13 protein-coding genes are annotated in these 14,411 nt (G+C 62.8%); 6 read left to right on the top strand and 7 right to left on the bottom strand.

Annotation, left to right across the window (positions count from 1 at the left end; translation table 11 throughout):
* The first annotated feature begins 96 nt into the window (after window positions 1–96).
* From GLP43_RS11995 to GLP43_RS11985, 3 genes are all read left to right on the top strand, one after another.
* A complete protein-coding gene (locus GLP43_RS11995) occupies window positions 97–1,443 on the top strand; it encodes an NAD(P)/FAD-dependent oxidoreductase (protein WP_237279486.1) in 1,347 nt (448 codons plus the stop codon).
* Between the two features lie 23 nt (window positions 1,444–1,466).
* Window positions 1,467–2,630, top strand: a complete 1,164-nt coding sequence (locus GLP43_RS11990; RefSeq protein ID WP_237279485.1) for a M20 aminoacylase family protein — start codon at window positions 1,467–1,469, stop codon at window positions 2,628–2,630.
* A 67-nt stretch (window positions 2,631–2,697) separates the two neighbouring features.
* Window positions 2,698–3,861 carry a M20 aminoacylase family protein gene (locus GLP43_RS11985; protein WP_005854046.1) on the top strand — a complete coding sequence of 388 codons (1,164 nt, stop codon included), beginning with the start codon at window positions 2,698–2,700 and terminating at the stop codon, window positions 3,859–3,861.
* A gap of 34 nt (window positions 3,862–3,895) precedes the next feature.
* Here the strand turns inward: GLP43_RS11985 and GLP43_RS11980 are convergent, their stop codons facing one another.
* Genes GLP43_RS11980 through moaA form a run of 3 tightly spaced genes read right to left on the bottom strand, consistent with a single transcriptional unit; the run spans window position 3,896 to window position 7,255 of the window.
* Window positions 3,896–4,957, bottom strand: a complete 1,062-nt coding sequence (locus GLP43_RS11980) for a glycosyltransferase family 4 protein (protein ID WP_237279484.1) — start codon at window positions 4,955–4,957, stop codon at window positions 3,896–3,898.
* Window positions 4,954–6,240, bottom strand: a complete 1,287-nt coding sequence (locus tag GLP43_RS11975; RefSeq protein ID WP_237279483.1) for a 3-deoxy-D-manno-octulosonic acid transferase — start codon at window positions 6,238–6,240, stop codon at window positions 4,954–4,956. Before GLP43_RS11975 ends, GLP43_RS11980 begins: the two co-directional genes overlap by 4 nt.
* Window positions 6,241–6,247: 7 nt before the next feature.
* A complete protein-coding gene (gene moaA / locus GLP43_RS11970) occupies window positions 6,248–7,255 on the bottom strand; it encodes a GTP 3',8-cyclase MoaA (protein WP_237279482.1) in 1,008 nt (335 codons plus the stop codon).
* Window positions 7,256–7,340: 85 nt separating this feature from the next.
* On the opposite strand from moaA, the gene GLP43_RS11965 reads away from it, so the two are divergent.
* Entirely contained in the window at window positions 7,341–7,850 is a 510-nt protein-coding gene (locus GLP43_RS11965; RefSeq protein WP_237279481.1) for a hypothetical protein, read from the top strand.
* A gap of 72 nt (window positions 7,851–7,922) precedes the next feature.
* Here GLP43_RS11965 and GLP43_RS11960 read toward each other — a convergent pair whose 3' ends face one another.
* From GLP43_RS11960 to glmU, 3 genes are read right to left on the bottom strand one after another with little or no spacing between them, the layout of a single operon-like run.
* On the bottom strand, window positions 7,923–8,660 hold the full coding sequence (locus GLP43_RS11960; RefSeq protein ID WP_237279480.1) for a DNA alkylation repair protein: 738 nt from the start codon (window positions 8,658–8,660) through the stop codon (window positions 7,923–7,925).
* The gene (gene glmS / locus GLP43_RS11955) at window positions 8,657–10,477 is read right to left on the bottom strand and encodes a glutamine--fructose-6-phosphate transaminase (isomerizing) (RefSeq protein WP_237279479.1); all 1,821 of its coding nucleotides are present in this window, start codon (window positions 10,475–10,477) and stop codon (window positions 8,657–8,659) included. Before glmS ends, GLP43_RS11960 begins: the two co-directional genes overlap by 4 nt.
* A 2-nt stretch (window positions 10,478–10,479) precedes the next feature.
* The gene (gene glmU / locus GLP43_RS11950; protein ID WP_237279478.1) at window positions 10,480–11,832 is read right to left on the bottom strand and encodes a bifunctional UDP-N-acetylglucosamine diphosphorylase/glucosamine-1-phosphate N-acetyltransferase GlmU; all 1,353 of its coding nucleotides are present in this window, start codon (window positions 11,830–11,832) and stop codon (window positions 10,480–10,482) included.
* Window positions 11,833–11,950: 118 nt separating this feature from the next.
* Between glmU and GLP43_RS11945 the strand changes: the two genes are divergently transcribed.
* Window positions 11,951–12,622: an HAD-IA family hydrolase gene (locus GLP43_RS11945; protein WP_237279477.1), complete on the top strand. Its 672-nt coding sequence runs from the start codon at window positions 11,951–11,953 to the stop codon at window positions 12,620–12,622.
* 1 nt (window position 12,623) lies between these two features.
* A complete protein-coding gene (locus tag GLP43_RS11940; protein ID WP_237279476.1) occupies window positions 12,624–13,829 on the top strand; it encodes a DegT/DnrJ/EryC1/StrS family aminotransferase in 1,206 nt (401 codons plus the stop codon).
* A gap of 96 nt (window positions 13,830–13,925) precedes the next feature.
* On the opposite strand, the gene GLP43_RS11935 is transcribed toward GLP43_RS11940, so the two are convergent.
* On the bottom strand, window positions 13,926–14,396 hold the full coding sequence (locus GLP43_RS11935) for a pyridoxamine 5'-phosphate oxidase family protein (protein ID WP_237279475.1): 471 nt from the start codon (window positions 14,394–14,396) through the stop codon (window positions 13,926–13,928).
* Window positions 14,397–14,411 lie beyond the last annotated feature (15 nt).

Genomic DNA, 14,411 nt, shown 5'->3' with positions numbered 1-14,411 from the left:
ACATCCCGGGGGAGGGGCCGCAGCGCGGCACCGGGGGCTGGCCCCCGATCCAGGCCTGCTTTGCCCGCGACGCTCACGCAATATAAAGCCTGACCCATGCAGCCTTTCCCGATCCACACGACCACCCCCGTCACCTATCCCGGCCCCCAGCCAGCGACGTCGGATATCGTCGTTATCGGCGGCGGGATCATCGGGGTCTGCACGGCGCTGTTCCTCGCCCGGGAGGGTCACTCGGTCACCTTGCTGGAAAAGGGTCGCATCGCCGCTGAACAATCCAGCCGCAACTGGGGGTGGATCCGGCAACAGGGGCGCGACCCTGACGAGATGCCGATCATGGCCGAGGCGCAGGCGCTCTGGCGCGAACTTGCGGGGCAAACGAACGTGGATATCGGGCTGCGGCAGGGCGGCATTGCCTATCTGGCGCAACGGCCGGCACAGCTTGCGGGCTATGAGGACTGGCTGCCCCATGCGCGGGCCAATGGCGCGGACAGCCGGATGATGACGTCAGCCGAGGTCTCCGCCATGTTCCCCGGCCTTGCTACACCTCAGATCGGCGCACTGATCACGCCGTCGGACATGCGGGCGGAGCCTTGGGTCGCGGTGCCCGCTCTCGCCGGTATCGCGGCACGAGAGGGCGTTCAGATCATCGCGAATTGCGCCGTGCGCTGCCTTGATATCGCGGCGGGGCGGGTTGCCGGGGTGATCACGGAACAGGGGCGTATCGCGTCTTCGCAGGTGGTGCTGGCAGGTGGCGCGTGGTCGGCGCTGTTCCTGCGCAATCACGGTATCTCTATGCCGCAGTTGTCGGTGCGCGAAAATGTGGCGGCGACCGAATGCTTGCCTGAAATTTACGCAGGGGCGGTGTCGGACGGGCGGGTCGCGTTCCGACGGCGCGAGGATGGCGGCTATACGCTCGCCCCTCCCGGCGCGCCCGAGCTTTTTGTGGGCCCTGACGCCTTTCGCGCCTTGCCCCATTACCTGACCCAATTGCGCGCCGATCCCTTTGGTCAACGGCTTCACCCTTTTGCGCCCAAGGGCTTTCCCGATGCCTGGACGACCAAGCGGCGCTGGCAGGCCGATACCCCATCCCCCTTCGAGGCGATGCGCATCCTTAACCCCACGCCCAATATGGCCAAAATCCACCGCCTGCTGCGTGATTTTTCAGCAATGTTTCCCGATCTGGGGCCGATAAAGCTGAAATCTGCCTGGGCGGGGATGATCGACACGATGCCTGACATTGTACCTGTCGTGGATACTGTGGCAGCACTGCCGGGGCTGACCATCGGCACGGGCATGTCAGGGCACGGCTTTGGTATCGGGCCGGGCATGGGCCGCGTTCTGGCGCGTCTGGCCACGGGGCAAAGCGCCGGGCATGACCTGACCCGCTTTCGCCTTGCACGTTTCACCGATGGCAGCCCGATGATCCTGGGCCCGAACGTCTAGTCACACATAAAGGAATGCACGCGATGCCGATCAAGAACCGCTTTGCCGAAACCCATGCCGACATCACCGCGTGGCGGCGTCACCTGCATACGATCCCCGAACTACAATTCGATCTGCCGCAGACCGCGGCTTTTGTCGAAGAAAAGCTACGTAGCTTTGGCATCACCGATATCACCACCGGTGTGGCGCAAAGCGGCATCGTCGCGGTGATCGAGGGCAAGACTAATGCCTCGGGGCGCAGCATCGGCTTGCGCGCGGATATGGACGCTCTGCCCATCACCGAGGCGACGGGGCTTGAGTATGCCTCCAAAACGCCGGGCAAGATGCATGCCTGCGGCCATGACGGGCACACCGCGATCCTGCTGGGGGCCGCGCAATATCTTGCAGAAACGCGAAATTTTGACGGGCGGGCGGTGCTTATCTTCCAACCCGCTGAAGAGGGCGGTGGCGGTGGCAACGTCATGGTCGAGGAAGGCCTGATGGAGCGTTGGTCCATCGACGAGGTCTACGGCATGCACAATATGCCGGATCATCCCGTGGGGGAATTCGCGATCCGCAGTGGCCCTTTACTGGCGGCGGCGGATGAGTTCGACATCATCATCACCGGGCAGGGCGGCCATGCCGCCGCTCCGCACGAGGCGATCGATACCAACCTTGCCGCGGCGCATGTCGTTGTCGCGCTGCAATCCATCGCCGCGCGCAACGTGGACCCGATCAAGAATGCTGTCGTATCGGTCTGTACCCTGCGGTCCGACACCGACAGCCACAACGTCTTGCCCCAAACCGTGCGTCTGCGCGGTACGGTCCGCACGCTGGATGCGGGCATCCGCGATCTGGTGCAGGACCGGCTGGAGGCTGTCGTGACCCACACCTGCGCCGCCCACCAATGCACTGCCGACATCACTTACACGCGGGGCTATCCCATCACCGTGAACGCTGACGCGAACACCGCCTATGCCGCTGACGTGGCCGAGAATATCGCTCCGGGGGTGGACCGTGACACGCCTCCGATCATGGCCGGAGAGGATTTCTCGTATATGCTGAACCAGCGTCCCGGTGCCTATATCATGCTGGGCAATGGCGCCGGGCCCACCGTCCACCACCCCATGTATAATTTCAACGATGACGCGATCCCCGCAGGTTGTAGCTGGTTCGCGGAAATGATTGAAACAAGATTGCCAGCCTAGCCGCCGGCTTTGCCCGAAAGGGGCGCTGCGCGTTCCCTTTTTTCACAGACTTCAAGGACTTCGAAAAATGCCCGTTAAGAACCGATTTGCCGAATTGCACAATGACATCACCGCATGGCGACGTGATTTGCACGAACACCCCGAGATCCTGTTCGAGACGCATCGCACCTCTGCCACCGTGGCCGAGAAACTGCGCGCCTTCGGCTGTGACGAAGTTGTCGAAGGCATCGGACGTACCGGTGTTGTCGGCGTGATCAAGGGCAACGCCACCACCTCGGGCAAGGTCATCGGGCTGCGTGCCGATATGGACGCGCTGCCGATCCACGAACAGACGGGGCTGGACTATGCCTCCAAAACGCCCAATGCGATGCATGCCTGCGGCCACGACGGCCACACGGCGATGCTATTGGGCGCGGCGCAGTATCTGGCCGAGACACGGAATTTCGACGGGACTGTTGTGGTGATCTTTCAGCCTGCCGAAGAAGGCGGCGGCGGCGGGCGCGAGATGTGCAAGGACGGCATGATGGAACGCTGGGGCATTCAGGAAGTCTATGGCATGCACAACTGGCCCGGCATTCCCGCCGGACAATTCGGCATCCGCCCCGGCCCGTTCTTTGCAGCCACCGACCTGCTGGAAATCGAAGTCGAGGGTCTGGGCGGCCACGCGGCCAAACCACATGAGACCATCGATACCGGTGTGGTCACCGCACATATCATCACCGCGCTGCAAACCATCGTCAGCCGGAATGCGGACCCCGTGGGCAATATCGTTGTCTCGATCACCTCGATCGAATCCTCGTCCAAGGCGTTCAACGTGATCCCGCAGCGGGTGAACTTGCTGGGCACCGTGCGCACCCTGTCCAATGACCTGCGCGATCTGGCTGAAAAGCGCGTGACAGAGATTTGCGAAGGCATCGCGGCGACGTTTGGCGCGACGGCAAAGGTCAAATACGTGCGCAACTATCCGGTGATGGTGAACCACGACGAACAGACCGAATTCGCGGCGGATGTCGCGCGCGGCATCTCGGGTCAATGCGACGAAGCACCTTTGGTCATGGGGGGCGAGGATTTCGCCTTTATGCTCGAAGAGCGCCCCGGTGCCTATATTCTGGTCGGCAATGGCGACACCGCGATGGTGCACCACCCGATGTATAACTTTAACGACGATATCATTCCTGCGGGCTGCAGCTGGTGGGCGGGTATCGCCGAACAACGCATGCCCATCGGCTGATCACACAGGCATGGGGCGGGGGGAAACCCGCGCCCTATGCCGCCAGCAGTTTATGATAGATTTTCACCAGCGCCGCCGCTTCGCGCGCGATAGAGAAATCCGACATCACATAGCTGCGCCCGGCCTGTGCCCATGCGGCCAGTCGGGTTCGGTCGGACAGGGCATCGCGCGTCGCGGCCTCGAGCGCGGGGATGTCATCGGGGTCCACCAGTAGGCCCGTCGTACCTTGCACCACCAGCTTTTCAAAGGCACCCACACGGGTCGCGACCACGGGTACACCGCAGGCCATCGCCTCGATCGGGGTGAGGCCGAAGCCCTCCCACCTTTGGGGGGCGACGTACAGGTCCAGCACGCGGTAGAAATCCGCCATATCGCCCACAGGCACCTCTGGCAGGAACAGCATCCGGTCCGACAGCCCTTCAGCGCGGGCGCGGTCTTTCAGGCCCTTCTCGAAGCTCTCGTATTTCTCGGTCGCGCGTCCCATCACAAGGGCGACAACATCAGGGTTGTCCTGCAGGATCGGCAGCATCGCCTCGACAAACGCATCGGTGCCCTTTTGTGCGCGGATACGGCCATAGCAGCCCACCAGCGTCGCGTTCAGGGGCAGCTTAAGCTCGGCGCGCAGGGCGGCGCGGTCGGGCGAGGGGGCAAAGCCCTCGGTGTCGATCCCGTGCATGATCACATGGCCGGGGTTTTCCAGATAGGCGTTGGTCCGGTCCGAGGTCGCCACCACGGCATCCATCCGCCGGATCAGCCAGCGCGTCAGGCCGGTCTGTTCGCGTTGGCTAGCCGAGGTGAACATCAGCTTGAGCCGCTTGCCCAGCAGATAGCGCAGCGCCAGCCCGCCCAGCATCTCGACGTTGCGCCGCGCGTGCCAGACCCGCCAGCCCGACGGCGACGGCCCGCGGCGCGACATCGTCACAAGCGAGGCCAGCGGCACCTGCGGCACATCCTCAGGCACAACGGGGCCCGTCGCCGTGATAGAGATATCGCGCGATTGGACGGGCACCAGCCGCATCACAGTGGCCGTGACGCCGCTGAGCCTGCGTTTGAAATTCGGCGCGATCACATCGGTGCGGGCAAGGGGGTGCGTCATGGGGTATCCAACTTCAATGTGGTGATCAGACGGCTGGCGATGGCATCAAGCTGGTCATCTTGTGCCGCGATGAAGCGGGCAGCGGCAGCGGTCATCGTCGCCAGCTCATCCGGTTTGGTCAAGAGCGAGGCAACGCGGGCGGCCAGATCATCGCCATCCGCCACGATCCGCGCAGCGCCTTCGGCCTCAAGCTGGGCGTAGGTTTCTGCAAAGGCCGCAACGTGGTTGCCCGACAGCACAGCGGCCCCCGATTGCGCCACCTCGAACGGGTTATGTCCGCCAATGGGCAGCAGCGACCCGCCCAGAAACACAACATCGGACAGGCTGTACCACAGGCCCAATTCTCCCAGCGTGTCGGCCAGATAGACCTGACCCCCGGGGGCATCCCCACGGCTGCGACGCAGCACGGTCATCCCCGCGTCCTGTACCAGCGCCTCTACCGCGTTGCCGCGTTCGGGGTGGCGGGGGGCGAGGATGAGACACAGATCGGGCATCTGGCGAAGAAGCTTATTATGCGCATCGAGCACGCTGCGTTCCTCCCCTTCATGGGTGGAGGACGCGACCCAGACCGGACGCCCGCCAAGCGCAGTGCCCGCAGCCTCCAGCGCCTGTGCATCGACGGGCAGCGGGCCGGCCATTGATTTCAGATTCACCCCCGGCGACACGCGATCGGCGGGGGCATGCATGCGGAGCATATTGCGCGCCATCGCGTCATTCTGCGTCACGATCAGCGTGAAGACATCAAACAGGTAGCGGGCAGTGCGGGGCCATTTCCCCCAGAACTCGACGGTCTTGTCAGACATGCGCGCATTGACCAGCGCCATCGGCGCGCCGGTGGCGTGGGTCCGTCGCAGCATCTGCGGCCAGATCTCGCTTTCGACAAATATCGCGGCGTCGGGCTGCCAATGGGCCAGGAACCGCTTCAACGGGCCGGGGGCGTCCAGCGGGGCAAACTGGTGCAGGCTGCGCGGCGGCAGACGTTGGTCCACCAGCCTGGCCGAGGTCGCGGTGCCCGAGGTGATCAAGAAATGCGCGTCGGGCAGCATGTGCCCCATGCGGGTTATCAGCGCCAGCACCGACAGGCTTTCGCCCACGGAGGCCGCATGCACCCAAACCAGCGGGCCGCCGCTTGGGCGCGGCTGTGTGGCGATGCCGCGTTTCTCTCCCGCACGGGCGGCGGGCACGTCCTGCGCGTTCAGCTTGCGCGCCTCAGCGCTGGCGGCAAAGGGGATCAGGCAGCGGCTGGCAAGAACCCAGGCGCGGTACAGGAAAGGCGCGGACACGGTCGCGTCAGCCGCCTGTGTGGCTCATGTGGCGGGGCATCTGCCCATCCAGCTTTTGCCGTGAATAATCAAAGTCGTGGCCCTTGGGCTTAAGGTTGATTGCCGCGCGAATTGCGTCCTTCAAGGGCGCATCGTCATCGGGATGATTGCGCAAGGGCGCGCGCAGATCGGCCACGTCCTCCTGCCCCAGACACATGTAGATTTCACCGGTGCAGGTGATCCGCACGCGGTTGCAGCTTTCGCAGAAATTATGGGACAGCGGTGTGATAAAGCCGATCTTCTGGCCGGTCTCTTCCAGCCGGACATAGCGGGCAGGGCCGCCGGTGTTCTCGGCCAGATCGGTGACGGTGTAATGTTCCTCGTAGGTGCGGCGCACGTCTTTGAGGGACCAATACTGACCCAAGCGGTCCTCGTTGCCCAAGTCGCCCATGGGCATCACCTCGATCCAGGTCAGGTCAATGCCACGATCCGCACACCATGCGGTCATCGACGGCAGCTCTGCCTCGTTGAAGCCTTTCAGCGCGACGGCGTTGATCTTGACCCGCAGCCCGGCATTCTGCGCCGCGTCGATCCCGCGCAGCACCTGCGGCAGACGCCCCCAACGGGTGATGTCAGCGAATTTCTGATCGTCCAGCGTATCAAGAGAGACATTCACACGGCGCACGCCCGCAGCATAAAGATCGGCTGCGTAGCGTTCCAATTGGCTGCCATTGGTGGTCAGCGTCAGCTCTTTCAGCGTACCGGCGTCCAGATGGCGGGTCATGCTGTTAAAGAAGGTCATGATGCCCTTGCGGACCAAAGGCTCTCCGCCGGTGATGCGCAGCTTTTGCACGCCCAGATCAACAAAGTTGGTGCACAGCCGATCCAGTTCTTCCAAGGTCAGAAGCTCCTTTTTCGGGAGGAAATTCATATTCTCGGACATGCAATAAACACAGCGAAAGTCACAGCGGTCTGTGACGGAGACGCGCAGATAGGTGATAGCGCGGGCGAACGGGTCAATCAAAGGTGCATTCATATCCCATAGGTAAACATCGGCCCATCCCGGGGCAAGTAGCATTTAGGAGATTGAAGCGGCAGAGGCGGAGCGCTAGATTTGGCCCATGAAACATTATATTATTTTAGGTGTCGCTGTCGTTGCTCTGGCCGGATGTGCGGGCGTAACGGATCGTTTGGGTTTAGGCAAACGCGGGGCGGACGCAGCCCCACCCACGGCCGAGGCAGAGGCGCGTGCAGAGGCGTCTTTGTCGCCTGCCACCGCCGCGGCCCGTCCGCCTGCTGGGGCACGCACAGCCGATGCGCTTGACACTACCACGGCCGAACAACGCGCCGAGGCGTCAAAACCTGCCGCGGCAGGGGCTAAATCGCTGGGCGCCACCGTCGCCTCGCTTGGCAGTGCGACGGAGCCGGGGCTGTGGATGAAAACACCGCTGGTAAAATCGGAGATGCAGGGCCGCGTGACGAACCCCGCGACGGGCAAATCCTCTACGGTTGAGCTGATCCCGCTGGATGGACCTGCCTCGGGCGGGAGCCGCATGTCGTTGTCGGCGCTGCGTCTGATTGGCGCGTCGCTGACGGATTTGACCAAGGTTGAAGTGTCCACCAACGGCTAAGCCGCGCGGTGATGGTGTTAGATACAAAACGGGCGTCCGAGGAGAACCTTGGACGCCCGTTTTCTGTAGGGGTTAGCTGTCTGATGCGGGGGCTTCGTCTTCCGCCGCCACTGGGGCTTCCAGCGGGAAGTGCGGCATATGGCGCGCGGCTTCCTTGATCGCATAGGGTTTGAGGGTGGCGCGGTTGTCCTCGATAAAGGCGGCGGCGCGGACCGGGTCATGACGGCTGAGGTCGCGGACCCACCACGCGATGGCCTTTTGCAGGATACCGTTCTTGACCGGAAGATACCCTGCCGCCCAGCCAAGGATACGCTCGCGCGCGTCCAGCTCTTCGGGCTTGGGGTTGTTCTGCTTGGTCCAGGGCAGGGTGGCGACAAGCGCCGCCCGCTTCGACCAGAGGTCGCCCGATTGGGTCCAGGTCTCGACCACATCCAGACGTTGAGGGTCCGCCAGCAAACGTTTTTGCGCCGCCATGCAGGCATGATCCGCGATGGCCCAGCTGTCGAAGTCCGGTACCCAGCTTTGGATCAACTGCCACGCGGGTTCGTCATCCGGGCGCAGGCGGGCCTGGGTCAACAGCTTGGCTGCCGCCACCCGCGCCTCGAAGATATCCGTCTGCCACAGGGCATCGGCCAGCGCGATCCGGTCGGTCAGCGACAGCTCAGCCCGCCACGCTTTGGTCAGATCGTTGATCTGCGGATTGGCGACGCCCAGATAGGGACGATCCACCTTGTGATAGGCTTGCATTTTCTCGACAGCGGCGGGATCAGCCAGTTCGTTCAGCTGCGCCATATAGGGGGCAAGGTTCATTCCACAGTCACCGATTTTGCTAGGTTTCGCGGTTGGTCGACATCGGTGCCTTTGGCAATCGCGGTGTGATAGGCCAGCAACTGCGCCGGGATCGCATAGAGGATGGGAGCGAGCGCATCGGCCACAGGTGGCATCTCGATCTGCCCCCACGTGCCTTCGGCGGCTTCGTCCAGCCCCGCACGATCCGAGATCAGGATAACCTTGCCCTTGCGCGCCATGACCTCTTGCATGTTGCTGACGGTCTTGTCGAAGAGCGTGTCGTTGGGGGCCATGACCACCACAGGCACGTTTTCATCGATCAGCGCGATCGGGCCGTGTTTGAGCTCTCCCGACGCATAAGCTTCGGCGTGTATATAACTGATTTCTTTCAGTTTTAGCGCGCCTTCAAGGGCGAGTGGGAACATCGCGCCACGCCCCAGGAACAACACATCACGGGCCGAGGAAAGCTTGTAGGCTTCGTCGCGCAGGGCGGCGTTCTGTTCGAGCGCGGTGTTGATCAGCGACGGCATGGACCGCAGACCAGAGAGATAATCGGCCAGCTCTTCCTTGGTGATCGCGCCGCGGTCCACGGCGGCTTTCAGCACCATCAGGAACAAGACAGTCAACTGGCAGGTAAAGGCTTTGGTAGAGGCGACGCCCACCTCGACACCGGCGTGGATCGGCAACGCCAGATTGCTTTCCCGCGCGATGGAGGATTCAGTCACATTGACGACCGAGGTGATGAGATCGGCCTTGCCCGCACAATAGCGCAGCGCGGCCAGCGTGTCAGCGGTTTCGCCCGACTGGCTGACAAACAGCGCCATTGTCCGGTCCGAGATGGGCGGTTCACGATAGCGGAACTCCGACGCGACATCGACCTCGACCGGCATGCGGGCGATCTGTTCGAACCAGTATTTCGCGGTGAGGCAGGCGTAGAAGGCCGTGCCGCAGGCGACCATGGTGATACGGTCGATCTTGGTGAAATCGAGCCCCGGATCGGGCAGCATGATCTCTCCGTCCGCGGTGAGGTAGCGCGACAGGGCCTCGCCAATGACAGCGGGCTGCTCTGCGATCTCTTTCGCCATAAAGTGTTTGTGGCCGGCCTTGTCGATGCGGGTGGTATCCAGGCTGATCTTCTTGACCACACGGTCAACAGGGGCATCATTGGCGTCGTAGATCTTGATCGAGGTGCGGGTCAGAACGGCGCGGTCGCCTTCCTCGAGGTAGGTCACACGGTCCGTCATGGGTGACAGCGCAATCGCGTCGCTGCCCAGATACATCTCGTTGTCGCCATAGCCGACGGCCAGCGGGGCCCCCTTGCGCGCGCCGATCATCAGATCGTCTTGGCCGTCAAACAGGAACGCCAGCGCGAACGCCCCGTGTAGCCGCGCGATGGTTTTGGTCGCGGCGTCTACAGGGCCCAGTCCTTCGGCCATGTATTTCTGGGTCAGCAGCACGACCGTTTCCGTGTCCGTCTCGGTCACGAATTCAACGCCGTCCTGGGCCAGTTCGGCGCGCAGCTCGCGGAAGTTTTCGATGATGCCATTATGCACGACAGCCACCGGCCCCGCCTGATGCGGGTGCGCATTGGTGACCGATGGCGCACCATGGGTCGCCCAACGGGTATGCCCGATGCCCGACTTCCCGGCGAGCGGTTCGTGCACCAGTAGATCCGACAGGTTCACCAGTTTGCCGACCGCGCGGCGGCGGTCCAGCTTGCCCGCGTCAATCGTCGCGATACCGGCGCTGTCATAGCCGCGATATTCCAGACGTTTCAGGGCTTCGACAAGGGTAGGCGCAACTTCGTGTTGGCCAAGGATACCGACAATACCACACATGATTAGCTGCCTCTCTGCTGTTTGGCCTTCTTGGCCTTTAACATTTCCAACAATTTCCGCGCCATGCCCGGTTTTTCGACTTGATGTGCACGCGCCAGCGCCAGCGCGTCCGCCTCCACATCCGAGGTGATGACCGACCCCGATCCCGTCATGGCGCCGTCGCCGATATGCACGGGGGCCACCAGCATGGTGTTCGACCCGATAAAGGCGTTGGCCCCGATATGGGTGTGGTGCTTCATCACGCCGTCATAGTTGCAGGTGATCGTGCCCGCGCCGATATTGGCTTTGGCGCCGATGGTCGCGTCGCCGATATAGCTCAGGTGGTTCACCTTGGCCCCTTCGGCGATCTGCGCGTTCTTGACCTCGACAAAGTTGCCGATGCGCACATCCTCGGACAGCTCTGCACCGGGGCGCAGGCGGGCGTAGGGGCCGATGACCCCGCCGCGTGCGACGTGGCAGCCTTCAAGGTGGCTGAACGCGCGGATGGTGGCACCGGATTCAATCGTCACGCCGGGGCCAAAGACCACATTGGGTTCGATCACCGTGTCGCGGCCGATATAGGTGTCGCGGGCGAAATAGACCGTCTCGGGGGCCATCAGCGTGATACCGTCCTCGAGCATGGCTGCACGAGCGCGCGACTGGAACGCGGCGTCGGCAGCGGCCAGATCCGCGCGGGAGTTCACGCCCATCGTCTCGGCCTCGTCACAGGTCACGGCAGTGGCTTTCAGCCCGCGTTCCCGGGCAATGCCGATGATATCGGTGAGGTAGTATTCTTCCGACGCGTTGTCGTTGCCAACGGCATCAATCAGATCAAACAGCAGATCGGATTTACACGCGACAACGCCGCTATTACAAAGGGTTATCGCACGCTCTGCATCTGTGGCATCTTTGTATTCAACGATGCGGTCAAGGCTGTCGCCCTGCATCACCAAACGGCCATAGCGGGCAGGATCAGCGGCGTCAAAACCCAGCACGACGACATCATTCGTCTCAAGTGCCGCGCACATGTTTTCAAGCGTTTCGGTCTGCACGAAGGGCGTATCGCCATAAAGCACGATGGCGGTGCCGTCGAAGCCTGCCAGCGCCTCGCGCGCCTGACCAACGGCGTGGGCGGTGCCCAATTGTTCCTCTTGCACAACGACCTGTGCTTCGTCATCAAAAGCCTGCGCAGCGGCGCGGACCTGATCTGCCCCGTGGCCTGCGACAACGACCGTGCGGGCAGGCGACAGCGCGGCACCTGATGCCATGGCGTGCTCTAACAGTGGTGCGTGGGCGACGGCATGCAGAACCTTGGGCAGATCCGATTGCATGCGGGTACCTTTGCCTGCGGCCAAAAGGATCAGTGCAACTTCCATGTATAATCTCTTTAATCAATTTAATGTCCGCTCTCTTTACCTTGTTGGCGATTTTGCGCAAGGCTAGGGGTCATCAAAGAAGATTTCCGCCTGCAACACATTCAGCAAAGGAATGCCGATGAAAACAGTCGTATTCGACCTCGACGGGACGCTCGCGGACACGAGCGGAGACTTGATCGCCGCGGCCAATGCCTGTTTCCGCGACATGGGCGAGGGCGATGTGCTGGATGCCAAGACCGATGCAGGTACGGCGCTGAAAGGCGGCCGGGCGATGCTGCGGTTGGGCATGGAGCGTTTGGGGCGCGCCGACGACGCCGAGACCATCGACCGCTACTATCCCATGCTGCTCGAAGCCTATGGCCGCGAGATCAACACGCATACCGTGCTTTACCCCGGCGCGATGCAGGCGGTTGAGGCGTTGAAGGCCGCGGGCTACCGCGTGGCGATCTGCACCAACAAGCCTGAAGGGCTGGCGCATACGCTGCTGACCAAGCTTGGCGTGCGCGATGCCTTTGGTGCGATGGTGGGGGCCGATACGCTGGCAATCCGCAAGCCCGATCCGGAGCATCTGTTCGAAACCGCGCGGCGTGCCGGGGGCGACCCCGCGCTGTGCTTGCTTGTGGGCGATACCAATACCGACCGCGAGACGGCGCGCGCGGCGGGGGTGCCTTGCGTGTTGGTGTCCTTTGGTCCCTCGGGCGATGATATGGCAGCACTTGGCCCCGAAGCTTTGCTGGACCACTATGACGACCTGCCCGACATCGTTACCCGTCTGATCGGTGCCGTCTGACATGGCATCTGACACGGCAGAGGTGTTCTCGGGCAGCTTCACCCAGCAAGAGCCGATCCCCGAGGAAGCCATCGACGCCGCCGTCGCCGTGATGCGCCACGGGCGACTGCACCGCTATAACACCGCGCCCGGCGAAACCGCCGAGGCCGCGCTGCTAGAGCAGGAATTCGCCGCGATGGTGGGCGCGCAATACTGCCTCGCCGTGGCCTCGGGCGGCTATGCCATCGCGACCGCCTTGCGTGCTGTTGGCGTGAAGCCGGGGGACCGGGTGCTGTCCAACGCTTTCACGCTGGCCCCCGTGCCCGGCGCGATTGCCGCGGTCGGGGCCACGCCTGTCTTTGTCGATGTCACGCAAGGGCTGGTGATCGATCTGGACGATCTGGCCGCCAAGCTGGATCAGGCGCGGGTGCTGCTGCTAAGCCATATGCGCGGGCATATCTGCGACATGGACCGGTTGATGGCGCTTTGTGACGCAGCCGGTGTCACCGTGGTAGAAGATTGCGCCCATACCATGGGGGCAAGCTGGAACGGCGTGCCCTCGGGGCGGCATGGGGCGGTGGGGTGCTATTCCTGTCAGACCTATAAACACGTCAACGCGGGCGAGGGCGGGCTGCTGGTCACCGATGATGCCGCACTTGCGGCGCGGGCGATCATGCTGTCAGGGTCCTATATGCTTTATGACCGGCATCTGGCAGGGCCGCCGCCCGAAACATTCGAGACGGTGAAATACGACACGCCCAATATCTCTGGCCGGATGGATAACCTGCGCGCGGCGATCCTGCGACCGCAGCTCAAGCGGCTTGAGGCCCAGATCGACGGGTGGAATGTGCGGTATCACGTGATCCACGACGGCTTGCGCGACACGTCCGGCCTGACGCTCATCGACCGCCCCACGGTGGAACGCTTTGTCGGATCGTCGTTCCAGTTCCTGCTGTCCGGCTGGACCCCCGAGGCCATCACATCGGTGTTGACCCGCTGCGCAGCCCGCGGGGTGGAGCTGAAGTGGTTCGGCGGGGCGGAGCCTCAGGGCTTTACCAGCCGATACGATTCATGGCGTTATGCCGACCCCTCTGCGCTGCCCGCCAGCGATGTGGTGCTCGCCAGTATCATCGACATGCGCGTTCCGCTGACATTCTCGTTGGATGATTGCGCGCTGATCGCACGGATCATTCGCGCGGAAGTCTTGGCGGTGTTCCAGCAGGGCTAGGTCGCGCCAACACGCTGCTTTAAGCCAACAGTAAAGGGGCCGGACATGAGCCGGCCCCTATCAGTGATTTGATGGTCTGTTAAAAAAAACCGACCCTTAGAACCGGATCGTCCCATGTTCGCCTGCATCAGGCACCTGTTTGGTCACATTGGCTTTGGCGATTTCGTAAAGGAAGGACAGGCTGCCGCCGGTTAGCCAGACCTCCGCCTGTTTGAGGTCCATGCGCACAAGCTGCACGTCGTCATCCTTGCGTCCGTCCTTGAACCAGGCGGCGGCAAATGCGTTCCACAGCTCGTCCAGCTTAGCAGGGTCGGTCACAGCCTGAACGGTGCCGTCGATACGGGCGTATAGGTGTTCGTCCTTGCTGGTCACCAGATATTCGGCCTCAGCACCGGTTTGGGCGGATTTCGCCAGATCGGTGTCCCGTGCGGTGATGAACCAAAGGCAGTTGGCGTCGTGGTCGGCATAGTGGCTCATGGGGATGGCGCGGGCGGTATCGGTTGCCAGCATGCCAATGCGGGTGTCGTCTACGCGGTCCCAGAATTCTTTCTTCAATGACGTGCTCATATCGGGGCGTCCTTT

This window comes from Sulfitobacter sp. M39 (assembly GCF_021735935.1).
Classification (GTDB): Bacteria; Pseudomonadota; Alphaproteobacteria; order Rhodobacterales; family Rhodobacteraceae; genus Sulfitobacter.
This window is presented reverse-complemented; position numbering and strand designations above follow the sequence as displayed.